This is a genomic window from Nocardioides sp. NPDC057772 (assembly GCF_042798075.1).
GTDB lineage: Bacteria > Actinomycetota > Actinomycetes > Propionibacteriales > Nocardioidaceae > Nocardioides.
In genome coordinates this window covers 63,456-88,314 of sequence record NZ_JBHVKN010000001.1, presented here as the reverse complement: position 1 = coordinate 88,314, position 24,859 = coordinate 63,456, and the positions used below count along the sequence as shown (strand labels likewise).

The following is a 24,859-nucleotide window of genomic DNA, read 5'->3' as shown; positions in this document are numbered from 1 at the left end:
TAGAACACTTCACGTGAAGGCTGCTCGGGCGCCATTGAGGGATCCGGCAGGCAGGCGGTGGTTCGGCCGTCTGCTGGCCTTGGCGACTCTCCTGCTCGCGTTGCTCACCGCGCTCCCGGCCACGGCGATCGACGTGCCGTTCGACCCGTTGCCGATCCCGGGAGAAGACGCCTGCAACAACCTCGATGCGCCGATTCCGGCTTCACCTCATGGGTTCGGATCATTCGTCGTCAAGCTCGATGTCGACCGCGCGGGGCGGTCGGCAGATCCGTTCGCCGCCAAGCATCCGGCATCGATCGAATCGGTTTACGGGACTTCGCCGCAGTGGTTCACCTATGACAACGGCTGCACTGGGCAGTTCGTGGCCGACGCCGGGACTGCGCTCAGCAACATCCTGCTCGAGGTCGCCGGCCTGCTTCCGAACTGGTCCCACGCCCTGCTCCACTCGGTGCTCTCCCCCAGCTCATGGCTCATCGCGCTCGAAGAACCCGTCGTAGAGGCCACGACTGCGACAACGCAGGGAGTGTGGTCGCCATGGCTGCCGATCGTCCTGCTTCTCGTCGTCGTCATCATCATCCTGCGGTCGCGAGCCGGTCGTTTCGCAGCCTCAGCCACCGCAGCGGCGTGGGCTCTTCTCGTGCTCGGGCTCTCGTCCTGGTTGATGAACTATCCGTTGGAAGCGGTCCACCTCGTCGATGACGGCGTGCGCGGAGCAACCGAGCTGATCGCCACGTCGTTCAACGACAACAAGGCTGTCCCGCAAGACGCCAAAGACCTCGGCGACGAGTCGGCGGTCGTCGCGGTAGACGTTCAGTTCGATCACATCGTCCGCACCACGCAGTACCGCACCTGGGTCACTGGAGTCTTCGGCAATCCCGACTCGGCGACCGCCAAGGAGTACGGGCCGAAGGTCTTCGCGGCTACGCACTTTTCCTGGAAGGAGTACGAGACCTACCGCGACGATCCTGAGGGTGCCGGCGCGAAGATCGTCGAGCAGAAGGCCGATGACTTCAAGACGTACGCCGAGCAGATCAAGGAGAACGATGCGCTGGCGTACGACCACTTCAAGGGCGGCCACTGGTCACAGCGAGCCACGACATCGCTGGTGAACCTAGCCATGATCTTGGTGACCTGCGGTTTCTTGCTTCTAGCCGCTCTCGCCACGCTGCTTGCGTACGCCCTGGTGCGGCTTCTCGTTCCCTTCTCCCCTGCGCTGGGCGTGCTGTTCATGATCGATCGCACCCGCGATGCGGCGGTCGCGATGCTCAAGCGTGTCGCCGGGCCGCTGGTGATGGGCCCGATCTGCTTCCTCGTGGGACTTCTGCTGCTGCGCTTCTTTGCCGCCATCCTTACGACCGACGCCCTCTGGTTCGTCCTCAAGCTCGGCCTCATCGCTGTGCTGACGTACGTCGCGTGGAAGCTGGTTCGGCCGCAGGCGTACACCGTGGGGCCTGTCTTGAATCGCGCCTTCGCACCCCTGAAAGCGGCGTTGGCGGCTCGAGTGGGTGCCGCGCATGGCGCCGGACGGCAGCCAGCCAACGTCACTGAGGCGGCACCCACATATTCAGGTGGGCAGTCGGCCAACTTCGCTCTCCCGTACCTACCACCGCCTGGAGCGACCTGGACCGATCCTGATGCGGCGAACTTTGTGCCGTACGTTCCCGCCCCGAAGGCACCGGAGCCGACGTCGTCGGCCGCGGACGAGCAGGTAGCGCGCTCAACGGGCACCCCGACCGTGAGCCAGAAACCTTCGCAATACGACTGGCCGATTGGCCCTCACCCGCAGGTGAGGGCCAGCGAGCTCTACCCTGCGCCGCCCGTGAGGCGAACGGCCGCGATCATGCCTTTGGGACCTCGGACCCGATTCCCACCGGACGGTCTCGAACTGGAGCCAAACACGGCATATCAGGTGGCTGGTCGCGGCACCTACTACACCGACGACGAGGGAATGGTGACCCACGTCGAGACAGAGTTCGGGACCAAAGGGAATCTGAACTGGGACCTGAACTACCCAGCGGCCAACGTGACATACGTAGTCAGCGACCGATTCCGCTACGACACCGACGCCGGCACAAGAACAGTGAGAGCGAGCGATGTACAAGCCAGGCGCGGCGATGCCCCGCGGTCACCGTCGATCCAGTCGTCGGTCGGGAGGGCCGCGGGTGATGGCTACGACGGCGGTCACCTACATCAGAACGCGCACGCAGGAGGAGCGGAGCGGATCAACATCGTCGCCATGCTCCAGGAACTGAACCGATCCGGTTCACAAGATTACGGCTCCATCCCCAACAGCTTCTACCGACTTGAGACCGAACTGCGCGCCATGGTCGACACCGGGCGTAACGTCGAGATTGATTTGTACATCGACTACCCCGAGGACAGCGATAGCCGAACGCCGACGGCCATCACCGCCGAGTACCGGATCGACGGCGGAGACCCCATACGAGAGGAATTCGAGAATGTCCGAGACGACTGAGCCCGAGGTTCCTGCACTGGTCCGCCAGGGCGAGCTGATCGAGGAAATCTCCGCGCTTCTGTCTGAGAGTGTCACGGGAGACTGGACAAAACTCGTCCTCACTCGTCGCGCGCTGTCGATGTTCGCCGAGGAGACCATGCAGGTCACCCGCCCTGACGGCTCCACGACCGGAACCCTGGGACCACGACAGGCATCCAAGCTGTTCAAGGAACTGCGACAGGTGATGTATCGGCCAGGAGCGGGCACGTGGCTGTCGCTGGAATGGACCGTGACCAACCGGGACGGTCAGCGACGGGCGGATGTCGACTTCAACTACGACGATGAACCCGCATGGCGGCGCGAGGTCGATCCAGGTCTGTATGGACTAGACCTCGAGAAGTTTCCGCGACGTGACGACGCGATCCCTCACTGGCTGAAGGCGAAGCTGGCCGAGGCTCGTGCTCGGGCCCAATGACGCAATTTCAGATTGAGCCAGATGTGGTCGGCGAGTGGGGCGACCAGATGGACTACGACGCTCACCGAACTCCCCAACTGGTTGGTCCGTTCCATTACGTGATCGACTCGTCGGCGGGCGAGGACCTCGTCACGACCCACCCATACTCTTCGTCACCAGCAAGCTGGCTGATGCGATCACAGCTGCTGGCCTCTCGGGAGTCGAGTTCGCACCTGCACGAGTCTCTGTCTCTGAGCAGGGATCCCTGAGCCCGCAGTGGGGCGAGCCCGACCTACCTACTCCAGCTGGTTTTCATCGGCAACAGCAACAGCGACATCTTCCTCCACGGTCGAGTCGACCTTCGCGTGAGCGCTCGCACGAAGGAGGTGTTCAACCGCTTCAACCTCGGCGACGCCGACGTGGATGCGGTTGACGAAGCCTAGGAACTCGGGCTTCTTCGGAACCCGTTCACGCCTCTCGGCGCCAGCGGTCGGGGGTGGTGCCGTAGCGGGCCTTGAAGCGGCGGACGAGGTAGCCGGGGTCGGTGAGGCCGGTGCGGGTGGAGATGACCGAGAGGGGGAGGTCGGTCTCGCGGAGGAGGCGGCGGGCTTCGGTGAGGCGGCGCTCGGTGAGCCAGTCGAGGAGGGTGCGGCCAGTGCGTTGGCGAATGACGGTGGTGAGGTGGCCGGGGGTGTAGCCCAGCGAGCGGGCGAGGTCGCCGGCGGAGACCTTGGTGGCGTACGTCCTCTCGATCTCGTCGAAGACGCGACTGACCAGCGGGTCGGGGGCGATGGGGGCGCTCGGGGCCAGACGCGCCGAGGCGACCAGGAGGTTCGTCAGGATCGCGGTGATGGCTTCGTGGGCGCCGAGACGGTCGGGGTGCTGTAGTTCGTCGGCGAGCTCGGCGAGCCACGACTGCCAGCGCGGGCGCTCGGCTTCGGGCACGAGCGCGTGGCGGTCGTCGGCGGCGAAGAGGGCGAGCAGGGGGTGGTGGGCCCAGGTGAGCGGGGAGATGGAGGCGAGGGCGGGGATGGCGTCGGGGGTGAAGGCCACCGACCAGGCTCGCGCGTGGGTGAGCTCGGCGATCGACTCGGCGGCCACGACCTCGCCGGGAGCAACCGCGTGGACCTCGCCGTCGCGCAGCGTCACCTGCCGGCCGTCGAGGCCGACGGCGCCTCCGCCACGCTCGACGTAGGCCAGGACCCAGAAGTCGTGAGCGTGCCGGTTGTCGGGTGGCAGGTGGCTGCTGTCGCAGTCGGGGTCGAGGGGCACGACCCTGACCGAAGGTACGCCAGGACGCTGGTCCCAGGCGTAGACCGGCGTGCCGTCGGCGCGCACCGTGCGGACGGCACGCGCTCGAGCCGGAACCGTATCCGAAGAACGTCCCATCGTCACCGACTTCCCTCCCACCGCAGATCCGCAGAATGTCTCATCGTGGAACTATGACCACGATACAGATCATCGACGGCCGCGCCGAGAGCGATCGGGGCCGCGAGTTCCTCCCCGGCATGGGCCGCGCCTGGCTCCTCCCCCTCTACGACCTCTTCACCCGGTTCGCCCGCGTGCGCCCGCTCCACGAGCGCACGGTCGAGCTCGCCAGCATCCAGCCCGGCCAGACCGTCCTCGACGTCGGCTGCGGCACGGCCAACCTCTCCTTCGCGGTGCTCCGCGCCGTCCCTGGAGCCGTCGTCACCGGGCACGACCCCGACGCGAGCGCGCTGCGGCTGGCCGCCCGGAAGGCGGGGCGGCGAGGCGTACGTCTCTCGCTGGTGCAGGGGTACGCCGACCGGTTGCTGCCCGAGGACGGCAGCGTCGACCACATCGTCTCCTCGCTCGCGCTGCACCACGTCGACGACGCCGGGCGCGAGGGGTTCGGACGCGAGGCTCATCGGATCCTCCGGCCCGGCGGGCGAGTCACCATCGTCGACTTCGGCGCCCCCGACCACGGGCCCGGTGGGCACAACCACGGGCACAAGGGACACGAGGGCCACCGGCACCGCGGCATGAACGCCTACACCGAGCGCAACCTCGACAACGGCATCGTCAGCCTGCTCATCGACGCCGGCTTCACCGACGCCCGCGAGGTCGACCACATCGACCACCGGTTCGGCCCGATCACGATCGTGCAGGCGACCCGCTGACGCACCTCGGTGTTAGACCCGCGCAGCACGGGCGGGCAGGCTGGCCCCATGTACTTCATCGGAGTCGACCTCGCCTGGGGCGCGCGCAGGCCGACGGGCCTGGCCGTCCTGGACGAGGAGGGCCGTCTCGTCCATGTCTCGGCCGCCCGGACCGACGACGAGATCGTCGCCGCCCTGGAGCCGTACGTCGACAACCACTGCCTGGTCGCGATCGACGCTCCCCTGATCGTCACCAACCCCACCGGTAACCGGCCGGCCGAGGCGGCGCTCAACAAGGACTTCGCTCGCTTCGACGCAGGCGCGCACCCGACCAACACCAGCAAGCCGGAGTTCAGCGAGCAGCCGAGAGGAGCCCGGATCGCGGCCCGGCTCGGGCTCGACATGAACCCGCGATCGGGCCGGCGGCGCCGAGCCATCGAGGTGTACCCACACCCCGCGACGGTCGCCCTCTTCCGCCTGGGACGCACGCTGAAGTACAAGCACAAGTCAGGCCGTGAGATCGACCAGCTCCGGGCCGAGCTGCTCGTGCTGCTCGGCCTGCTCGAGGGTCTCCAGAGCGCCGAGCCGCCGCTGCTGCTCGACGACCCGTCCTGGCTGGCCCTCCGCACCGCCGCCGAGAGTGCCGTACGCAAGAGCGAGCTGCGCGCGGTCGAGGACCAGGTCGACGCGGTGCTGTGCGCCTACATCGGCCTGTTCGCGACCCGCGCACCGGAGCGGACCACGACCTACGGCGACTTCGCCACCGGCTACATCGTCACGCCGACGCTGCCCGACGACCTCCGCCCCACACCACGCGGTCGGGCCGGGGCGAAGATCCACGACCCCGGGACCGCGGTCCGTGAGTACGCCGCGATCCAGCCGACGCTGCAGGAGGCGGCCGACCAGTACGTGCAACTGGTGACCTCGATCCTCGACGAGGCAGGCATCAACTACCTCACCGTGAGCTCCCGCGCGAAGTCGGTCGCGTCGTTCGCGGCCAAGGCGGCTCGCACCGTCGACGGACGGCCGGTCTACACCGACCCGCTCCGCGAGATCACCGACCAGATCGGGCTGCGGGTGATCACCTACGTCCACAGCGACGTCCAGGCCGTCGCCGAGCTCCTCGACGACCAGGTGGTGGTCCTCGACGACCGCGACATGGGTGAGGAGACGGCGAGCGAGGGCCGGTTCGGGTACGCCAGCCGCCACCTGCTGGTCAGTCTCGATCCCGCGCGCGAGGGGCAGCCGGCGTACGAGCTGTTGCGGGGGCGTCAGGCGCAGATCCAGATCCGCACCGTGCTGCAGCACGCCTGGGCCGAGTTCGAGCACGACATCCGCTACAAGGGCACCATCCCCAGCGAGCACGTGCCCGACTTCGACCGCCGGTTCACGCTCGCCGCCGGGCTGCTCGAGCTCGCCGACCGAGAGTTCTCCACGATCAGGGACCGGCTGCGGCAGGGCGTGACCGGCGCCAGCACCGAGCCCGTCGACGACGACCCGCGCATCAGCCCACGAGAGCTGGCGGCGTTCCTCGCCGGGCAGTACGCCGACGCCGGCTGGTCGCGCACCGACCACTACGGCTGGATCTCCGGCGTCATCCTCGAGCTGGGCATCACCTCGCTGACCGAGCTCGGCGACGCGTTGCGATCGGTGGACGAGGACACCCTGATGGCGCGGATGGACTACCGCTATCCGCCGGGCGCCGTGCGGCGGCTCGACGACGCCCTGCTCTGGGTCTACGGCGATGCGTACGTCGAGCTGCGGGCCAACGCACACCGGGTGCCCGCCCTACGGGCCAGGCTCGCCAAGATGCGCGACTCCGACTGAAATCCGATTCGGGTTCGGGTGCGAATCCCCGCTATGAGACGCCTGGATCGACACACCCTCGCCCATGCCGCCGCCGGCGTGCTCGCCGGAGCAGTCGGAATGTCCGTCGCGCACCTGACGGCGGCGCTGCTCACGCCGGCCTCCTCCCCCGCGCTCGCGGTCAGCACCGCCGTCATCGACGCGACGCCCACCCCGGTCAAGGAGTGGGCGGTGCGCGAGCTCGGCAGCGCTGACAAGCCGATCCTGATCGGCAGCGTGCTGCTGGTGACGATCGCGTTCACCGCGGCGATCGGGGTGGTCGCTCGAAGACGCCTACGTCTCGGGATGGCGCTCACCGCCGGACTCGTCCTGCTCGCCGGAGCCGCGGTGGTCCGCCGACCGCTGTTCGACATCGCCGACCTCGTGCCCACGCTGGTGGCGCTCGTCCTCGGCCCCGCCGTGCTCATGCTGCTGACCCGCGCACTGACCGTCGAGCACGCACCGAGCCACCGACGGGACGTACCGGGCGAAGGCACCGCCTCCCGCCGCAGCGTCCTGATCGGCTTCGGGGCGCTGGCCCTGCTCTCCGCCGCGGCGGCGACGGGCGGGGAGCTGGTCGTGCGGAGTCGTACGGCCCTCGCCAACATCAGGCTGCCACGTGTCCGGGACCCGTTGCCTGCGCTCCCGGCAGGGCTGGAGGAGACGTACGACGGGATCTCGCGGTTCACGACCCGCAACCGCGACTTCTACCGGGTCGACACGAAGCTGGCTGTCCCGATCGTCGACCAGGACAGCTGGTCGCTGACCATCGACGGCGACGTCGACCGCGAGCTGACCTTCAGCTACGACGACCTGCGCGAGCGTGAGAACGTCGAGCACGACATCACCCTGACCTGCGTCTCCAACGAGGTCGGCGGCAAGCTCGTCGGCGCGGCTCGCTGGACCGGCGTACCTCTCCGGGACCTGCTCGAGGAGGCCGGCGTCGGCAAGAACGCCGACCAGATCCTCTCGACCGACGTCGAGGGCTTCACGATCAGCACTCCGCTCGAGGCAGCCCTGGACGGCCGCAACGCGATGGTCGCCCTCGGCATGAACGGCGAGGTCCTCCCCCGCATCCACGGCTTCCCGGCCAGGCTGGTGGTGCCCGGCCTCTACGGGTACGTCGGTGCCACCAAGTGGGTCACCCGGCTCACCCTGACCCGCTACGACGAAGCGACGGCCTACTGGACCGACCGCGACTGGGCCATCGACGCGCCGATCAAGCTCTCCAGCCGGATCGACACACCCCGTCCGCTCAGCAACATCCCGGCCGGCCGCACCGTGATCGGCGGCGTCGCCTGGGCCCAGCAGCACGGCGTCGCCGAGGTCGACGTACGCATCGACGGCGGCCGCTGGCAACGGGCCGAGCTGGGCCCTGACGCCGGGATCGACTACTGGCGTCAGTGGTTCCTGCCCTGGGACGCCCAGCCGGGCAGCCATCAGCTGGCCGTACGCGTCACCGACCGCGACGGCACCGTGCAGAGCGACGTCCGGGCAGCCCCGTTCCCCGACGGGTCGAGCGGCATCCAGGAAATCGTCGTCACCGTCGCCTGAGAAAAAGAAGAAATCCGTTCCGGCCACCGTGCCGAAGCCCTCATGACAGCAACACGAACCATCCCTCGAAAGGCCATTCCATGAAGATCAACACGATCACCCGCACCGGCGGCGCGGCTGCCACTCTGGCTCTCCTGCTGGGTCTGGGCCTCTCGGCATGTGGCTCCGAGGACGGCGAGTCCGCGAACGACAGCGGCTCGAAGACCTCCGAGACCTCCGAGTCGATGCCCGAGGAGACCGAGGAGACCACCAACGCCGGGGCGCAGACCTTCGGCGAAGGCTGCAAGCTGATCCCCGCCGACGGCGCCGGCTCCTTCAACGGCATGTCGACCGCGCCGGTCGCCTCCGCGGCGAGCGCGAACCCGCTCCTCAAGACGCTCGTGTCGGCCGTCGGCCAGGCCGAGCTCGTCGACACCCTCAACAGCGCCGACGCGCTGACCGTGTTCGCCCCGACCGACGACGCGTTCAAGAAGATCCCGAAGGCCGACCTCGACGCCGTGCTGGCCGACAAGGACATGCTGACCAAGGTCCTCACCCACCACGTGGTGGCCGGGCAGCTCGGTCCGGACGAGGTCGCCGGTGAGCACGAGACCCTGGCCGGCGACAAGATCACCGTCGAGGGTTCGGACGAGGAGTTCACCGTCGGCAAGGAGAACGCCAAGGTGCTGTGCGGCAACATCCCGACCGCCAACGCCACCGTGTACGTCGTCGACACCGTTCTGATGCCCTGATCGGGACATCGAACCGGACATCCGCGAGGATCGACACATGAGATCGCTCAGCTCAGTCCCCTCCGACGACTCGTCGTCGGAGGGGACCGGGTCCCCAGGGCTCGCCGGCCTGCTCCGCCGCATCGGTCGAGGCGACGAGGCCGCCTTCGCCGCGCTCTACGACGCGACCTCCGCCCGCGTGCACGGACTCGTGCTGCGGGTGGTGCGCGACCCCGCGCAGGCCGAAGAGGTCACCCAGGAGACGTTCCTCCAGGTGTGGCGGTACGCCAGCAGGTACGACGAGAGCCTGGGCAGCGCCCAGTCGTGGCTGCTCACCCTCGCCCACCGCCGTGCGGTCGACCGGGTCCGGTCGGCCGAGTCGGCCGGTCGGAACGACACGGCCTACCACGGCACCACCCAGACCACACCCCATGACACCACGGCCGAAGCCGCGGAGACCTCGCTGGAGGCCCACCGCGTCCGCGCCGCTCTCGAGACGCTGACGGCGCCCCAACGTGAGGCCCTGCAGCTGGCGTACTTCGGGGGTTACACCCACACCGAGGTCGCCGCCATGCTTGAGCTGCCGATAGGCACTGCAAAGACCCGTATCCGGGACGGACTGATCCGCTTGCGCGACGCGATGGGAGTGAGCCGATGAACGCGCACGACATTCACGCCCTCTCCGGCGCCTACGCCGTCGACGCCCTCGACGACATCGAGCGCGCTCGGTTCGAGGAGCACCTCGCCGCCTGCGCGGACTGCCGCGACGAGGTGGCCAGCCTGCGCGACAGCGCTTGGATGCTCGGCAGCCTGACCGACACCGCGCCGTCGCCCGAGCTGCGCGACCGGCTGCTCGCCGGTATCAAGGAGATCCGGCCGCTTCCGCCCGAGATCCCGGCGATCCACGAGGACGTTCCCGAGCGTTCGGAGACCTCCTCCGGCCGCCGCCGGCTCGGCTGGCGTGCGTTCGCCGCCGCGGCCGCGGTACTGGCCGTCGTCGGCACCGGGACGGTCGCCGCGGTCGAGCTGATCCGCGACGACTCCAGCCAGACCATGACGACCGCGGAGCGGGTGCTGAGCGCGAAGGACGCGACGACCGTCGCCGTCGACCTGCCCGGCAAGGCCCGTGCCCGGGTGGTCCGCTCGGTCTCGGAGAACAGGGCGGTGCTGGTCACCTCCGGCATGCCGGCCGCTCCGGCCGGCAAGGTCTACGAGCTGTGGCTCCAGCACGACGATGTCATGGTCCCTGCCGGCCTGATGCCGGCCGGCAGCGACCAGACCTTCGTCCTCGAGGGCGACGCCGCGGATGCGAGCGCTGCCGGGATCACCGTCGAGCCCGAGGGAGGCTCCGACGAACCGACCTCTGCCCCGATCGCCCTGTTCGACTTCTCGCAGGCCACCTGACCTGCGAGAAGGGGAGGCCGGCCGGTTCAGGCGCACGGGGCGAGGGAGGCCCCGGCCCGGCTTCCGACCAGCAAGGGCGTACTGTCGGAGGACGGAGCCATTCAGGCTTCCCATCAGAGAGATCCCCATGAGCGACAAGTCACCGCGGCAGAAGATGTCCAAGAAGTCCGGGAAATCCATCAAGGCGAAGCGCGCCGAGAAGCGCAGCTCGGGGTCCACGGAGACCCTTGCCGACAAGATCCATCCGCCGAAGAAGAAGTGATGCGCCTAGGGCTCGGTGTCATCGCCTCGTCGGCCAAGGAGAACGAGCACCGCCTGCCGCTCCACCCCAAGCACATCCCGAACCTGGATGCTGACATCCGGTCCAGAATCACGCTCGAGGACGGCTATGGCGCCCGGTTCGGGGTCAGCGACGAGGCTCTCGGGACGTATGTCGCCGGGTTCGCGTCACGCGACCAGATCTTGGCCGACTCCGACGTCGTGCTGCTCCCCAAGCCGCAACTCGAGGACGTCGAGGCGCTGAGCCCGGGGCAGACGCTCTGGGGCTGGCCACACTGCGTACAGGACCCGGAGCTGACCCAGGTCGCCATCGACCGGCGCCTGACCCTGATCGCCTTCGAGGCGATGAACCACTGGACCCGCGACGGTGCGGTTGGTCTGCACGTGTTCCACAAGAACAACGAGATGGCCGGCTACTGCTCGGTCCTCCAAGCGCTCGAGCTGGCCGGGTTGACCGGCGACTACGGTCGCCGCCTGAGCGCGGTGGTGATCGGTTTCGGAGCCACCGCACGTGGCGCCGTGACCGCCCTCAACGCGCACGGTGTGCACGAGGTCGCGGTGCTCACCAACCGAGAGGTGGCCGCGGTCGGCTCACCGATCCACTCGGTGCTGATTCGGCAGTTCGACCACGAGCCGGACGGCAAGCACGTCAGCCACGTGATCACCGAGCGGGGGCGCGAGCCGCTGGCGCCGTACCTGGCCGAGAACGACATCGTCGTCAACTGCACCCTGCAGGACACCGCCAACCCACTGGTCTTCCTCGAGGAGGAGGACCTCTCCGCCTTCCGCCCCGGCAGCGTCATCGTCGACGTCTCCTGTGACCTGGGCATGGGCTTCACCTGGGCCCGGCCCACCACCTTCGACGACCCGGCCTTCCTGGTCGGCGACCACGTCCTCTACTACGCGGTCGACCACAGTCCGTCATACCTGTGGAACTCGGCGACCTGGGAGAACAGCAACGCGTTGATCCCGTTCCTGCGCCCGGTGCTCGAGGGACCGACCGCATGGGACGCCGTCGAGACGCTGCGCCGAGCGATCGAGATCCGCGACGGCCGCGTGCTCAACCCCGCCATCCTCGCCTTCCAGGGGCGCGCGACGGAGGCGCCTCACGCTCTGGTGTGACCGTGGGTCAGGCGTACGGATCCAGAGTGACCGCGGCCGGCTTCCCGCCCGCCAGTGCGTTGCCGAAGCGGGCGTCGGTCAGCTTGAAGGTGGCGGCGCCGAAGTCGGCTGCGACGAGGCGGTCACGGATGCCGGCGGGGTAGTTGTCCCAGCCGACCAGGCCCTTGACCTGCCAGACACCCTCGTGGTTCTCGGGCGGCTCGTCGCCGCCGCCGGTCTTGGGGAAGCGGAAGCAGTGGGTGCTGCCGCCGTCCTTGTGATAGACGGCCTTGGGGTGCGTACCGCCCTCGAACTGCAGCTCCGCCTCGGGCTTGATCTGGTAGCCGGAGTGCTGGGAGACGGACATGAACCGCGCGTGACCGTCCTGCACCCACACGATGATGTGCTCCCAGTCGTGCCGGTGGCCGGCCGACCCGGGGCCCCAGGAGACCTGGTCCTTCTCGAAGTAGTAGCCGTAGAGGTACGCGCACCAGCCGTTGTTGCACTTCGAGCGGGAGTAGACGTTGGTGTTCTGCAGGTCGGAGAGGTCGCGGCACTGGCCGTTGACCGTGCCGCCCATCGCGAGGCCGCCGTTGAGCGTGCCGTCGGGGCCGATCGCCGGGGTGTTGTAGCAGCCGTCGGTGTCGAAGTCGAGGGCCGGCTGCCAGGTGCGGTCGGCCTCCGGCGCCGAGGCCGGCAGCGCGGGTGGCGGCGCGGCCCATGCCGGCGCCGGGACGACGGAGAGGATTGCGGCGAGCGGAAGAGCGAGGGCGAGCCGGCGCGCGAGGCGTGTCCCGAGAGTCATGTGGGGGTCCTTCGTCGTGGGGGCGGAAGGCAGCGCACCGATGCAACCAGCGTGGCGTCGGGGTGACAACCCCCGGCTGGTGAACGTGGCGGTAACCCGCGGGGCTTCTCCCTGCCCTGGTTGGATGGTCGGGTGGACGCGACGCAGTGGCAGCAACGGATCACCTCCGAGCTCGCCGATCTCGGACAGCAGGAGTTCGTGATCATCGGCGAGCCCCAACCACCGGCGCCGGAACCGACCGGCTTCCTGGCCCGGTTCAGGTCGAAGCCCGTCGCCCCGTTTCGCTGGGGTCAGGTGCTGTGCGTCGACGAGGCGCTCTACGCCGAGTTCGCAGGTACGCGGCACATCGGTGGCGCCTGGGAGGCCTCGGCCGAGCAGCACGAGGCGCTTCGCGCGGCCGGCTGGCTGACACCCGACGAGACCGACCCGATCGCCCCGGCACCGTCTCAACCGCACTACTGGCGGACCGCGCCGCAGCCTGAGGCAGAGCTCGTCGCCGGCCTCCTCGTCGACGCCTTCCGCATCCTCGGCGCCGACTTCGCGACTCTCACGCTCAAACGGGATCGCTAGCCCATCGGTCTCGCTGCAGAACAGGTTCTGCGTCTTGTACCCGGCGTTGCCGTCTGCGGAGTGTCAGGCAGCCTCCTCGTGGTGGTCGACCAGGTCGCGGATGAGGCTCGCCGCCGGCTCACGGACGAAGTCCGCGAATCCGAGGAGCGCGGCCCGGCCCTCAGGGGGCAGCCCGGCGCGCAGCGCCCTGATCGACGCCGGGCGGACCAGCCAGGCGGCGAGGCAGGCTGGGTAGTCGGCGGGGTGCGTGAACAGCTCGGCGAGCTCTTCGTCATCGGGGTGATGAAACGCGTGCAGCCCCGCATCCATGGCGAGGTTGACCAAAGCGTGAGGGATGTCGGTGAGCAGCCCGTAGTCCCTCAGCCCCCGCCGTATCCAGATCTCACCCGGGCCCTGCGCACACGCCTCCCGCAGCACCTCGGTCCATCTGTCGGGCTCGTCAGCCACCGCGTATGCCACCTCGTCCGACACCCGCAACGGCGCCGTCTCGAACATCGCCCCGCTCTCCAACGGCACGATCCGGCCGATCGCACACTCGCCCTCCTCGACGAGCATCCCGGCTCCGATGTTGATCGTCCGCACCTGCTCTCCGGTCTCCGGGTCCTCCCACAGAAGATGTCTCGGCTCCCGCTCCAGAAGGCGTACGCCGCGCATCGACGCCCGCGCCCACTCCCAGATCCGGTCGGCCCCGGCGATGAGATCGCCGGAGGCGTTGTGACGCAAGAACGCCTCGAGCCCGCCCAGCTCGTAGAGGAACGTCTGGCGATAGACCCAGTCGCGATCCATGATCTGGATCCGGTCGTCCTCCCGGTCGCGAAGAGGATCGGGGCCGCCGCGCACCTCCATCGCGACCTGAATCGCCTTGGACATCCTCCACTTGTTGCGCGGCTGTGTGCCCTGCATCGCCTGGGAGACGATCCATCGTGAGTGAGCCCATCGCGGCATCGTGGCACCGAGCATCCACATCTGCTCGAGTCGCTCGATCCGCAGCGGATGCCAGAACTGCTCGCCGTCGAGCTGGTTGCCGGCCCGATGGACGATCTCCAACGCCGCCTTGGCATCCCCGCGAGCTTCGGCATCGATCACAGCGAACATCGCCGGCCAGTACGGACTGTCGACGACCTTCTCGGCGAACGACCGCCGCCGCGGATCCCCGGACCTGCTCGGTGGCCGTGGTGACCTCTCGTGCTTCTTTCGTTTGGACATGCCCCCAGCAGACCCCCGATCCCGCTGCGCCGCCACCGTCATCCGCGAGGCTGTGGACAAGTCGATCCCGAGACCTGCCTGTGGACGGCAACCGGCACGGCGCTCAGGCCAGCGCGAGGAAGAGCTTCTCCATCTTCTTGGTGTCGACGCTGTCGCGACCACCTTCTGCGAGGCACTTCTCCAGCCCTGTGGCGACCAGCGCGTAGCCGCCACGACTGACGGCCTTGTTGACGGCCGCCAGCTGAGTGAGCGCATCCTCGCACTCCGAGCCTTCCTCGAGCATGCGGATCACCGAGGCGAGGTGTCCGTTGGCGCGCTTGAGTCGGGTGATGATGGCCTTGATCTCGTCAGGCTCGAGCTGCATCGTCGTCCTTCTTTCCGGTAAGTGCATCCAGCATGCCAGCGAGGCGCTGCCGCGCATCCGCCGCAACCTCGGCAATGCCGGCGTCGGCACTGAACGAGGTCATCGCGGCCGGGTCGAAGATCTCGACCCGGGTCTCCTCACCCTCGGCGGCGACCACGACGTTGCACGGCAGCATCGTCGCGATCCGCGGGTCGGCCTCGAGCGCGCGATGCGCGAGCTGAGGCATGCAGGCACCGAGAATCACCTGCTGCGGAATCTCGACGCCGAGCTTGGCTCGCAGGGTGGCGGTCAGGTCGATCTCGGTGAGGACGCCGAACCCGGCGTCGCCGAGGAGGTCTCGTACGCGCGCCAAGGTCTCCGCGTACGACGTGGGCACGGTCGCGCTCAGAGTGAAGCCGGTCATCAAAGTCTCCGTTCGGTCCCAGCGATTCTATAACCCCCCGGGGGGTTATGCTACCTTCGATATCGTAACCCCCTGGGGGGTTATAGATCCGAGATGTCGCCACACCCACCGCAGCAGGAAGGACCCGCCATGACCACGACGACCGACACCGACTCGCTCCACGCCGAGTCGCCCCACGGCAAGAGCGTCCTGCGGGAGCTCGGACCGCTCCACCAGGAGCTACGCCGCGCCATCCCCGACGTGTACAAGGGGTGGAGCGGGCTCTCCAAGGCCGCCTTCGCCGACGGGGCGCTCGACCGCAAGACCAAAGAGCTGATCGCGTTCGCCATCGGCGTGGTCGAGGGCTGCGACGGCTGCATCGCCTCCCATGGACAGGCCGCCGCCCGGGCCGGCGCGAGCCCTCAGGAAGCGGCCGAGGCCATCGGCGTCACCTTCCTCATGCACGGCGGCCCCGCCACCATCCACGGTGCACGGGCCTTCGACGCGTTCTGCGAGTTCGTCGACGCCCTCGACGCCGGCGAACCGCCCGCCTGAGCACCCACCAGAACCACAGAACAGGAATCGAACGATGTGTCGCTCCGTACGTTGCAAGAAGTGCGGCAAGACCACCTGGGCCGGCTGCGGCCGCCATGTCGCCCAGGTCAAGGCCTCCGTACCCTCCGGCCGCTGGTGCCCCGGGCACTCCGCCGACCCCAAAGACCCCAACGGCACCTGGCTCGCCCGCATCCTCGGCCACTGATAGTCGGCGTCCCGCCTATCGTGCTCAGGGTGAGCACTCTCGCCGATCCACAGCTCGGCGCGCATGACCTGGACGCGGCGAGCTGGGTTGCCCGTGCGCTGGGACTACGGGACGACGTGGCGACCAGAAAGCAGCCCGTCTTCGGCGGATACACACCGGACGACATCCGTCACGCGGTCAGACGCCGTGACGTGCAGACAGTCCATCGCGGCGTAGACGTCACCTACACCGGCCATCTCACCTGGCGCCGCCACGCCTGGGTGGCGGTGCACTACGCCGAGCCGGCAGCACTGGGCGAGCCGTCGCACTCGAGCTGCGGCGCGGCGACGACGCCGGGTCACCCGGGATCTCGACGCCCGCCGCTGTGGACGTGCACGTGCAGATTCTTGGAGCCCCTATAGGCATCGAGGTTCGTGAGCACTGCCGCGGCACCGTGCTCGCGCTCCGCGTCCCGGTCCACCGCCTGGACGACATCGAGAAGCTCACGTAGGTCGGATCCGGCAGCGGCGCTCATCCCAGCAATCTAGAGCCGACAAATGAGTCCGGTCCCGCACCCAGGAGTGGATGCGGGACCGGACTCAGTCATTCAGAGCTCAGCTGCAACCGGAGGTCGAGCCGCAGCCCTCGCAGACGTAGCAGGAGCCGGCGGGGCGCATCTTGGTGCCGCAGGTGAAGCAGAGCGGGCTGTCGATGGCCATGCCGCTGATCGACTCGAGCAGCTCGGCGGTGGTGTGGGCGGCCTTGGGGGCCTCCGATGCGGCAGCGGCCTCGGCCGGAGCCTCAGCGGGAGCCTCGTCCTTGACGTCGGCCTCGACGACCTCGGTCTTCGCCTCCACCTTGCGCTCCGGAGCCGGCTTCTCGACGAGCTCGGCGGCGGTGGTGCCGTTGCCGAGCTGCTCGTAGGAGCCGGTCTCGAGGTAGCGCTGACGCTCCTCGGCGGAGTAGATGCCGAGCGCCGCACGGTCCTCGAAGGACATGTAGTCCAGCGCCAGGCGGCGGAAGACGTAGTCCATGAGCGACTGCGCCATGCGTACGTCCGGGTCGTCGGTCAGGCCGGCGGGCTCGAACTTCAGGTTGGTGAACTTGGAGACGTACGTCTCGAGCGGAACGCCGTACTGAAGGCCGACGGACACCGCGATGGAGAAGGCGTCCATGACACCGGCCAGGGTCGAGCCCTGCTTGCCGAGCTTGAGGAAGACCTCACCGAGCTCGCCGTCGGCGTGCGCACCGGAGGTCATGTAGCCCTCGGCGCCACCGACCGTGAAGGAGGTGGTGCGCGAGACGCGGGACTTCGGCAGGCGCTTGCGGGTCGGCGCGTAGACGATCTTCTCGATGATCTTCTCGACGACCTCGGGCTCGACCTCGGCGGCCGGAACCTCCGGAGCAGCGGCGGTGGAGAGACCCTGGTCCTTCTTGGCGTTCTCCGACTTGCCGTCGGCCAACGGCTGGCCGACCTTGCAGTTGTCGCGGTAGATCGCGGTGGCCTTCAGACCCAGCTTCCACGACTCCATGTAGACCTGCTCGATGTCCTCGACGGTCGCCGTCTCGGGCAGGTTGACGGTCTTGGAGATCGCACCCGAGAGGAACGGCTGGGTCGCCGCCATCATGCGTACGTGGCCCATCGGCTGCAGCGCGCGCTTGCCCATCGCGGTGTCGAAGACCTCGTAGTGCTCCTGGCGCAGGCCCGGGGCGTCGACGACGTGGCCGTGCTCGGCGATGTAGGCGACGATCGCCTCGATCTGCTCGGGCTGGTAGCCCAGCTTCTTCAGGGCCCGCGGGATCACCTGGTTGACGATCTGCATCGAGCCGCCACCGACGAGCTTCTTGAACTTGACCAGCGAGAAGTCGGGCTCGATGCCGGTGGTGTCGCAGTCCATCATGAAGCCGATGGTGCCGGTCGGCGCGAGCAGCGAGGCCTGGGCGTTGCGGAAGCCGTTGACCTTGCCGATCTCGACGACGTCGCTCCACACCTTCGTCGCCGCGTCGATGATGTTGCGGTCGACCGGGTTGATCGAGCGGACCGCGTCGTTGGCGGCCTGGTGCTTGCGCATGACCCGCTGGTGGGCCTCGGCGTTGCGGGCGTAGCCGGCGTACGGACCGACGACGCCGGCCAGCTCGGCCGAGCGCTTGTAGCCGGCACCGGTCATCAGCGAGGTGATGGCGGCGGCCATGGTGCGGCCACCCTCGGAGTCGTAGCCGAGACCCATCGCCATCAGCAGGGCGCCGAGGTTGGCGTAGCCGATGCCGAGCTGGCGGTAGTCGCGGGTGGTCTCGCCGATCGCCTCGGTCGGGAAGTCGGCGAAGCAGATGGAGATGTCCATCGCGGTGAAGACGATCTCGCAGGCCTGCTGGAAGCGGACCGCGTCGAAGGTGTCGTCGTCCTTGAGGAACTTCAGCAGGTTCAGCGACGCCAGGTTGCAGGAGGAGTTGTCCAGCGACATGTACTCCGAGCACGGGTTGGAGCCGGTGATCCGGCCCGTCTCCGGGTTGGTGTGCCAGTCGTTGATGGTGTCGTCGTACTGCAGACCCGGGTCGGCACACTCCCACGCGGCGACCGAGATCTTGCGGAACAGCTCGCGGGCGTCGATCTCCTCGATGACCTCACCGGTCGTACGCGCCCGGAGACCGAACTTCTTGCCCTCCTCGACCGCGCGCATGAACTCGTCGGAGACACGCACCGAGTTGTTGGCGTTCTGGTACTGCACGGACGAGATGTCCTTGCCGCCCAGGTCCATGTCGAAGCCGGCGTCGCGCAGCGCGCGGATCTTGTCCTCCTCGCGCGCCTTCGTCTCGACGAACTCCTCGATGTCGGGGTGGTCGACGTCGAGCACGACCATCTTGGCGGCGCGACGGGTGGCGCCACCGGACTTGATGGTGCCCGCGGACGCGTCGGCGCCGCGCATGAAGGAGACCGGGCCGGAGGCGGTGCCGCCGGAGGACTTCAGCAGCTCCTTGGAGGAGCGGATGCGGGAGAGGTTGAGACCGGCACCGGAGCCGCCCTTGAAGATCAGGCCCTCCTCCTTGTACCAGTTCAGGATCGAGTCCATGGAGTCGTCGACCGAGAGGATGAAACAGGCCGAGACCTGCTGGGGGGACTCGGTGCCGACGTTGAACCAGACCGGCGAGTTGAAGGCGAAGTGCTGGTTGACCAGCAGCCAGGTCAGCTCGCGACCGAAGAGGTCGGCGTCGGCCTCGGAGGCGAAGTAGCCGTTCTCCTTGCCGGAGGCGACGTAGGTGTTGACGACGCGGTCGATGAGCTGCTTCAGGCTCTGCTCGCGCTTGTCGGTGCCGAGGGCACCGCGGAAGTACTTGGTGGTCACGATCGTCGAGGCGTTGATCGACCAGAAGTCGGGGAACTCCACGCCGGTCTGCTCGAAGACGGTCTCGCCGGTCTTCCAGTTCTTCTGGACGACGTCGCGCCGCTCCCAGGTGATCTCGTCGTAGGGGTGGACGCCCTCGGTGCTGAAGATGCGCTCGATCTTCAGCCCGGCGCCCGTCTTCGACGATGCCTGTGCCTCTGCTGCCGTGTCTGTCATTTCGTTCCCCCTGTTGTCATCGATCGCTGTGCCGTACTGCTGGTCGGTGCTGATGGTGGAGTCTCCTGTAGCGCCCGTTCGGGCTTCGTGCGTCGTGCTGTTGTCTTGCTGGATGGCCCGGACAGGTCGCTTCCCCACGGCCTGCCCGGGCCGGTCTGTGTGCCATCTCGCTGTGAATGGCCGTGGGATCTAGTCGCGGCCCACCGGAGCCTCGACCGGATGTTCTGCCTCGAAGTCCTGGACTTCCCGTTCCGTACGCAGCATCTGGATCTCACGCTCGAAGTCGTCCGCCGAGCCGAAGGCCCGGTAGACGCTCGCGAAGCGCAGATAGGCCACCTCGTCGAGCTCGCGCAGCGGCGCGAGGATCGCCAGCCCCACCTCGTGGCTGGGGACCTCGGCCAACCCCTGGCTCCGCAGCGCCTGCTCGACCTCCTGGCCGAGGCAGGCGAGCTGGTCCTCGGTGACCGGGCGGCCCTTGCAGGCCTTGCGTACGCCGTGCACCGCCTTGTCGCGACTGAACGGCTCCGCTGCGCCGGAGCGCTTGGCCACCATCAGCTGCATCTGCTCGACGGTCGTGAACCGCCTCCCACATTCCTGGCAGACCCGGCGACGCCGGATCTGGCCACCGTCCTCGGCCACACGGGAGTCGAGCACCTTGGTGTCGCTGTGTCGGCAGAACGGACAGTGCACGGTCGAGCCCCTCTCATGAAGCCTTGTGGATCCAGGCCGTCTCCGCGGCGGCCCGAGCCTGTGGAACCTGTGGAATTGAGCGTGAGCCCCTGTGGAACAACACCCTCGTCGCTGTGGGCCATCCACCCATTTGTGTGAACTAGATGTGGATAACTACAGCGGTGTAACTACTAGATGTAGTGGTAACCGTACGCCCGGCCCCCAGACGATGCAAGCGAGGGTCGTCCTTCCCCGCGTGTCCGGCGTGTCGCCGACCAAACGCCGAAAGATTCCGGTTCGACGGCGCCACGCTGGGTCGGATGGGTAAGAATGACCCCGTGACAAACATCTCCGGAGGAAATCGCGTCGGGTCGCGGAGAGGCACGCGCCCCAGAAGCGGTCCCCGGCCACCGTTCATCTTGCCTGCGATCGCGACGCTGGCATTCCTCGTCATCTGGGGAGTGCTGGTGTGGGTCGCCGTCGGTTTCGGGGCCGACGCACGGGGAGGCGATTCCGGCGCCTGGGCGAAGCTCGCCATCGCGGCCGTCGTGGCCGTCGCCTGCCTCTTCCTGACCTTCACCTTCGCCGGAAAGGCCTGGCGGGCCCTCTCCGGCCCCCCCACCCCGCCGCCCGCCGACGACTACGCCGGAAGCCACTCCAACGCCTACGTCGAGGAGCAGGACTACCCCGACCAGCCCTATGGCGACCAGATGTACTCGGAGCAGGCCTACCCGGAGCAGGACTACTACGGCACCGGTTCCTACGGCTACGAGGACACCGGCTCCTACGGCCGGCACAGCTCCGACACCGGGAGCCAGTCTGCCTACGGCGACACCGGCAGCCGTTCGGCCTACACCGACACCGGCTCCCAGGCTCCCTACGGCTACACCAGCACCTCCCCGGACTTCGGCAACACCGGAAGCCGGTCCGCCTACGGTGCCCCGACCTACCAGCCGCCGGCAGCGTCGCCGCAGGCCCCTCCGCCCTACTACACGAGCCCGCCGACCCCGACGTCCACCCCGACGCCCGCGACCCCTCAGACGTACGGCTCGCAGGGCTACGGCACGGACAGCTACCCCATCCAGCAGGCCGGCTCGCCGCAGTATCAGTCCGGCGCCTACCAGGCCCCGACCAGCTACGGCCAGACCGGCTCGAGGGCTCGGCTGACGCAGGACCCCGCAGCGACCCAGGCGATGCCCACCCAGCGGCAGCCACAGGACCCGCCCGCCGCCCAGCCTGACGACGAGTGGCCTCCCCGGCACAGCGCCCGCAACAAGCAGTGGCCGCCGGCCGAGCCGGACACCCCCTATCGCGGGCGTCACTGACGACCGCCAGACAGCGAGAGTGCCGCAGACGCTTCCCATCGTCTGCAGCACTCTCACTTTTCCCCGGTTGCCGGCTGCCAGGGTCGAAGGAGCAGCCGGACATCTGTACGGCGCCGCTTACGGCGCGGTCGGAATGATCAGGGTCTGACCGGACACGAGCATCGAGGACTCGAGGCTGTTGAGCTCCTTGATCGTCTGCTCCATCTCCCGAATCGAAGCGTCAGTGCCGGCGACGGCCTTCGCGGAGATGCCCCAGAGCGTGTCGCCATCGCCGACGACCATCGTGTGGGCGGCGGGGGCGGGGCCACGAAATCCGGCATCAGCATCGGAACCACCCTCCACCGCGAAGGCCACCCGCGCCCCGATGAGCGCGATCCCGAAGAGCACGACGAGCGCGAACGCGAACACCACGATCCGTCCGCGACGGGTGAGCCGCACGGTCGAACGACGCACCTCCCGCACCGGTCGGGGCGGTTCGGCTACGGGCAGCACATAGACGGTTGCACTCATCACGGCCTCCAGTTCACAAGTCTCTCGATCACGTGTTCGATCGAGCACATGTTCGAAGGTAGATCACGTGTTCGAACAACGCAAGTAGCGACCGCAAGAATTTTCGAACGCCGACACGCGCCGTTCACGAGATCGAACAGATGTTTGATGTCGTGGTGCCAGAGGGACTAATGTGATGACATGACCACGCAGAAGACAGGCACCGGATCAGGCGGTTCGAAGAGCCGCGTCCGCGAGCTCCCCGACGGGCCGCCGGACGCGACCGGGCTCACGCCACGTCAGCAGCGCATCCTCGCTCACCTGCGCGACAGCATCGAGCAGCGCGGCTACCCGCCCAGCATGCGCGAGATCGGCGCCGCGGTCGGCCTGACCAGCACGAGCAGCGTCGCCCACCAGCTGCGCGCGCTGGAGCAGCGTGGTCTGATCCGCAAGGACCCGAAGCGACCCCGCGCCCTCGAGGTCTTCCTCCCCGAGGTGATGGCCCACCGCAAGGCGATGTCCGGCGAGGAGCCCGAGACGGAGATCACCGCCGAGGCCGCCGTCAACCCCAACCCCGACGCCACCATGGTTCCCCTGGTCGGCCGAATCGCGGCCGGTGGCCCGATCCTCGCCGAGGAGACCTCGAGCCAGCAGAGCGTCGAGGACGTCTTCCCGCTGCCCAAGCAGTTGGTGGGCAACGGCGACCTCTTCCTGCTCTCGGTCTCCGGTGACTCGATGGTCGACGCCGCCATCTGCGACGGCGACTTCGTGGTCGTGCGCCAGCAGCCCACCGCGGAGAACGGCGAGATCGTGGCCGCGCTGATCGACGGCGAGGCGACGGTCAAGACCCTCTCCCGCAAGGACGGCAAGGTCTGGCTGCTGCCGCACAACGCGGCGTACGAGCCGATCGACGGCACCCACGCCACGATCCTCGGCAAGGTGACGGCGGTCCTGCGCAGCCTCTGAGTCCGCCGCCACATCTCCCGGAACCAACCCGGGAACACTGCGTGAAATCCAGCCGCCGGCCCATGACAGTGCCGGCGGCTGCGTCGTTCCATACAGCGTGACCCACAGCAGCACGACCCACAGCAGCACGACCCAGACGCAGATCGATCGCCGCACCCTCATCGTCGCCGGACTGGCCGCCTCGGCAGGAGCCGGAGTCGTGGCACTCCCGGCACCCGCCGAGGCCGCCGGCACCACGCTGAACCACTTCCAGCACGGCGTCGCGTCCGGAGACCCGCTCCCGGACCGCGTGGTCATCTGGACCCGGGTCACGCCCACGTCCGAGGCGACACCCGGGTCCGGCCTGGGCGAGGAGATCCTGGTCCGCTGGGAGATGTCGCCCACCGCCGATTTCAGCCGCATCACCGCGAAGGGCTCGCAGCAGACCGGCCCCGATCGTGACCACACCGTGAAGCTGGACGTCACCGGCCTCGCCCCCGAGACCTGGTACTTCTACCGCTTCACCTACAACGGCCAGACCAGCCGCGTCGGCCGCACCCGCACAGCCCCGGCCGCCGACGCGACCCCGGAGAACGTACGTTTCGGGGTCGTCTCCTGCTCCAACCTCCAGGCCGGCTGGTTCGCCGCCTACCGCCACCTCGCCGCCCGCGACGACCTGCACGCGATCCTCCACCTGGGTGACTACCTCTACGAGTACGCCCCCGGTGAGTACGGCAACGGCATGAACAACGACGACGTCCGACCGCACGAGCCGGCCCACGAGATGCGCACCCTGGCCGACTACCGGATCCGGCACGCGCAGTACAAGCGCGACGTCGACCTCGCCGACGCCCACGCCCACCTGCCCTGGATCGTCACCTGGGACGACCACGAGTCGGCCAACGACGCCTGGCTGCTCGGCGCGGAGAACAACGAGCCGGGCGAGTACGACTGGATCGAGCGCAAGACCAACGCCAACCAGGCCTACGACGAGTGGATGCCGCTGCGCGTCGACGGGACCGCCGCGGTCGAGACCGACGGCCACCTCCACGACCGGATCTACCGCCGGCTCCGCTTCGGCACGCTCCTCGAGCTGAGCATGCTCGACCTGCGCTCCTACCGCTCCGAGCAGGTCGCCCGAACCGATCTGGCCGGCGTCGACGACCCCGACCGTACGATCACCGGCGACGAGCAGCTGGAGTGGCTCAAGCAGGGTCTGCTCACCGACGCCCAGTGGAAGATCGTCGGCAACCCGGTGATGATCGCGCCGGTCACCTTCGGCGCCCTCCCGAAGAGCCTCATCAGCCCGGTCAACGACGTCACCGGGCTGCTGCCCGACAACGGCATCGCCTACAACGTCGACCAGTGGGACGGCTACACCGCGGACCGCACCGAGCTCTTCGAGCACATCCGCAACAACGCGATCACGGACACGGTCTTCGTCACCGGCGACATCCACTCGGCGTGGGCCTGCGACCTGCCGTACGACTCCGCCGTCTACCCGCTGGGCAAGACGGCCGGCGTCGAGTTCGTCGCCACCTCGGTGACGTCGAACAACCTCAAGGACATCCTGGGGGCACCGCGTCGCACGGTCAGCGTGACGGTCGAGAACATCATCCGGACCGCCAACCGCCACGTCCGCTACCTCAACTTCGACGACCACGGCTTCTCGGTGCTCGACGTGACCCGCAACCGCGCGCAGATGGACTGGTACGTCATCGGCGAGCGCCGCGACCCCAACACTCCGGCCACCTGGACCAGGTCGTACGCCACCGCGACCGGAAGCAACCGGCTCCACCACGTCACGGAGCCCGTGTAGGCCGTGTCCCCCGGACACAGCGGTCCTGTGCGCTTAGACTGCCCTGGTCTGCCTTCCCCAACGTCTG

The 24,859-nt window shown here is 68.3% G+C and carries 24 protein-coding genes; 16 read left to right on the top strand and 8 right to left on the bottom strand.

The genetic code is table 11. The features are described 5' to 3' along the window. Positions 1-13: 13 nt before the first annotated feature. Together ACFVJS_RS00435 and ACFVJS_RS00430 are read left to right on the top strand one after the other, a co-directional pair. Positions 14-2,476, top strand: a complete 2,463-nt coding sequence (locus ACFVJS_RS00435; protein WP_378876298.1) for a DNA/RNA non-specific endonuclease — start codon at positions 14-16, stop codon at positions 2,474-2,476. Beyond that, positions 2,460-2,930 carry an agglutinin cell wall attachment protein gene (locus tag ACFVJS_RS00430; protein WP_378876296.1) on the top strand — a complete coding sequence of 157 codons (471 nt, stop codon included), beginning with the start codon at positions 2,460-2,462 and terminating at the stop codon, positions 2,928-2,930. Before ACFVJS_RS00435 ends, ACFVJS_RS00430 begins: the two co-directional genes overlap by 17 nt. 447 nt (positions 2,931-3,377) lie before the next feature. Here the strand turns inward: ACFVJS_RS00430 and ACFVJS_RS00425 are convergent, their stop codons facing one another. Further along, a complete protein-coding gene (locus tag ACFVJS_RS00425; RefSeq protein WP_378876294.1) occupies positions 3,378-4,247 on the bottom strand; it encodes an AraC family transcriptional regulator in 870 nt (289 codons plus the stop codon). A gap of 104 nt (positions 4,248-4,351) precedes the next feature. Between ACFVJS_RS00425 and ACFVJS_RS00420 the strand changes: the two genes are divergently transcribed. The 8 genes from ACFVJS_RS00420 (at position 4,352) to ACFVJS_RS00385 (ending at position 11,943) form a co-directional block, all read left to right on the top strand. After that, complete coding sequence (locus tag ACFVJS_RS00420) at positions 4,352-5,050, top strand: class I SAM-dependent methyltransferase (protein ID WP_378876291.1); 699 nt, start codon at positions 4,352-4,354, stop codon at positions 5,048-5,050. Positions 5,051-5,098: 48 nt separating this feature from the next. Continuing rightward, a complete protein-coding gene (locus ACFVJS_RS00415) occupies positions 5,099-6,856 on the top strand; it encodes a DUF429 domain-containing protein (RefSeq protein WP_378876289.1) in 1,758 nt (585 codons plus the stop codon). Between the two features lie 33 nt (positions 6,857-6,889). Further along, complete coding sequence (locus ACFVJS_RS00410) at positions 6,890-8,428, top strand: molybdopterin-dependent oxidoreductase (protein WP_378876287.1); 1,539 nt, start codon at positions 6,890-6,892, stop codon at positions 8,426-8,428. Positions 8,429-8,508: 80 nt separating this feature from the next. Beyond that, positions 8,509-9,159 (top strand): fasciclin domain-containing protein, encoded by a 651-nt coding sequence (locus ACFVJS_RS00405; protein WP_378876285.1) that lies wholly within the window; start codon positions 8,509-8,511, stop codon positions 9,157-9,159. Between the two features lie 37 nt (positions 9,160-9,196). Beyond that, complete coding sequence (gene sigK, locus ACFVJS_RS00400) at positions 9,197-9,796, top strand: ECF RNA polymerase sigma factor SigK (RefSeq protein ID WP_378876283.1); 600 nt, start codon at positions 9,197-9,199, stop codon at positions 9,794-9,796. After that, positions 9,793-10,542, top strand: coding sequence for an anti-sigma factor domain-containing protein (locus ACFVJS_RS00395; RefSeq protein ID WP_378876280.1), 750 nt, complete (start codon positions 9,793-9,795; stop codon positions 10,540-10,542). Before sigK ends, ACFVJS_RS00395 begins: the two co-directional genes overlap by 4 nt. Positions 10,543-10,669: 127 nt before the next feature. After that, positions 10,670-10,804, top strand: a complete 135-nt coding sequence (locus ACFVJS_RS00390; RefSeq protein ID WP_256206805.1) for a hypothetical protein — start codon at positions 10,670-10,672, stop codon at positions 10,802-10,804. Next, positions 10,804-11,943, top strand: a complete 1,140-nt coding sequence (locus ACFVJS_RS00385) for a N(5)-(carboxyethyl)ornithine synthase (protein ID WP_378876277.1) — start codon at positions 10,804-10,806, stop codon at positions 11,941-11,943. The genes ACFVJS_RS00390 and ACFVJS_RS00385 overlap by 1 nt, the downstream gene beginning before the upstream one ends. A gap of 7 nt (positions 11,944-11,950) precedes the next feature. Here ACFVJS_RS00385 and ACFVJS_RS00380 read toward each other — a convergent pair whose 3' ends face one another. Next, a complete protein-coding gene (locus tag ACFVJS_RS00380; protein WP_378876276.1) occupies positions 11,951-12,727 on the bottom strand; it encodes an NPP1 family protein in 777 nt (258 codons plus the stop codon). A 132-nt stretch (positions 12,728-12,859) separates the two neighbouring features. On the opposite strand from ACFVJS_RS00380, the gene ACFVJS_RS00375 reads away from it, so the two are divergent. Beyond that, the gene (locus tag ACFVJS_RS00375) at positions 12,860-13,297 is read left to right on the top strand and encodes a hypothetical protein (RefSeq protein ID WP_378876274.1); all 438 of its coding nucleotides are present in this window, start codon (positions 12,860-12,862) and stop codon (positions 13,295-13,297) included. Positions 13,298-13,360: 63 nt separating this feature from the next. Here ACFVJS_RS00375 and ACFVJS_RS00370 read toward each other — a convergent pair whose 3' ends face one another. The 3 genes from ACFVJS_RS00370 to ACFVJS_RS00360 all read right to left on the bottom strand — a co-directional run bounded on the left by ACFVJS_RS00370 (position 13,361) and on the right by ACFVJS_RS00360 (position 15,270). Continuing rightward, entirely contained in the window at positions 13,361-14,503 is a 1,143-nt protein-coding gene (locus ACFVJS_RS00370) for a hypothetical protein (RefSeq protein WP_378876272.1), read from the bottom strand. 103 nt (positions 14,504-14,606) lie between these two features. Next, a complete protein-coding gene (locus tag ACFVJS_RS00365; RefSeq protein WP_045546765.1) occupies positions 14,607-14,867 on the bottom strand; it encodes a metal-sensitive transcriptional regulator in 261 nt (86 codons plus the stop codon). Continuing rightward, a complete protein-coding gene (locus ACFVJS_RS00360) occupies positions 14,851-15,270 on the bottom strand; it encodes a DUF302 domain-containing protein (protein WP_378876269.1) in 420 nt (139 codons plus the stop codon). The genes ACFVJS_RS00365 and ACFVJS_RS00360 overlap by 17 nt, the downstream gene beginning before the upstream one ends. 129 nt (positions 15,271-15,399) lie before the next feature. On the opposite strand from ACFVJS_RS00360, the gene ACFVJS_RS00355 reads away from it, so the two are divergent. Beyond that, a complete protein-coding gene (locus tag ACFVJS_RS00355; RefSeq protein ID WP_378876267.1) occupies positions 15,400-15,804 on the top strand; it encodes a carboxymuconolactone decarboxylase family protein in 405 nt (134 codons plus the stop codon). 34 nt (positions 15,805-15,838) lie between these two features. Then, a complete protein-coding gene (locus ACFVJS_RS00350) occupies positions 15,839-16,009 on the top strand; it encodes a hypothetical protein (protein ID WP_378876265.1) in 171 nt (56 codons plus the stop codon). A gap of 593 nt (positions 16,010-16,602) precedes the next feature. Here the strand turns inward: ACFVJS_RS00350 and ACFVJS_RS00345 are convergent. Both ACFVJS_RS00345 and nrdR read right to left on the bottom strand, forming a co-directional pair. Further along, a complete protein-coding gene (locus tag ACFVJS_RS00345) occupies positions 16,603-19,545 on the bottom strand; it encodes a vitamin B12-dependent ribonucleotide reductase (RefSeq protein ID WP_378876263.1) in 2,943 nt (980 codons plus the stop codon). 189 nt (positions 19,546-19,734) lie between these two features. Next, positions 19,735-20,235, bottom strand: coding sequence for a transcriptional regulator NrdR (gene nrdR, locus ACFVJS_RS00340; RefSeq protein ID WP_378876258.1), 501 nt, complete (start codon positions 20,233-20,235; stop codon positions 19,735-19,737). A gap of 398 nt (positions 20,236-20,633) precedes the next feature. Here nrdR and ACFVJS_RS00335 point away from each other — a divergent pair, with 398 nt between their 5' ends. After that, entirely contained in the window at positions 20,634-21,539 is a 906-nt protein-coding gene (locus ACFVJS_RS00335) for a hypothetical protein (protein ID WP_378876256.1), read from the top strand. 117 nt (positions 21,540-21,656) lie between these two features. Here the strand turns inward: ACFVJS_RS00335 and ACFVJS_RS00330 are convergent, their stop codons facing one another. Beyond that, entirely contained in the window at positions 21,657-22,049 is a 393-nt protein-coding gene (locus ACFVJS_RS00330; protein ID WP_378876254.1) for a LysM peptidoglycan-binding domain-containing protein, read from the bottom strand. 180 nt (positions 22,050-22,229) lie between these two features. Here ACFVJS_RS00330 and lexA point away from each other — a divergent pair, with 180 nt between their 5' ends. Both lexA and ACFVJS_RS00320 read left to right on the top strand, forming a co-directional pair. After that, positions 22,230-22,994, top strand: coding sequence for a transcriptional repressor LexA (gene lexA, locus ACFVJS_RS00325; protein ID WP_378876251.1), 765 nt, complete (start codon positions 22,230-22,232; stop codon positions 22,992-22,994). Between the two features lie 97 nt (positions 22,995-23,091). Then, on the top strand, positions 23,092-24,792 hold the full coding sequence (locus ACFVJS_RS00320) for an alkaline phosphatase D family protein (protein WP_378876249.1): 1,701 nt from the start codon (positions 23,092-23,094) through the stop codon (positions 24,790-24,792). Positions 24,793-24,859 lie beyond the last annotated feature (67 nt).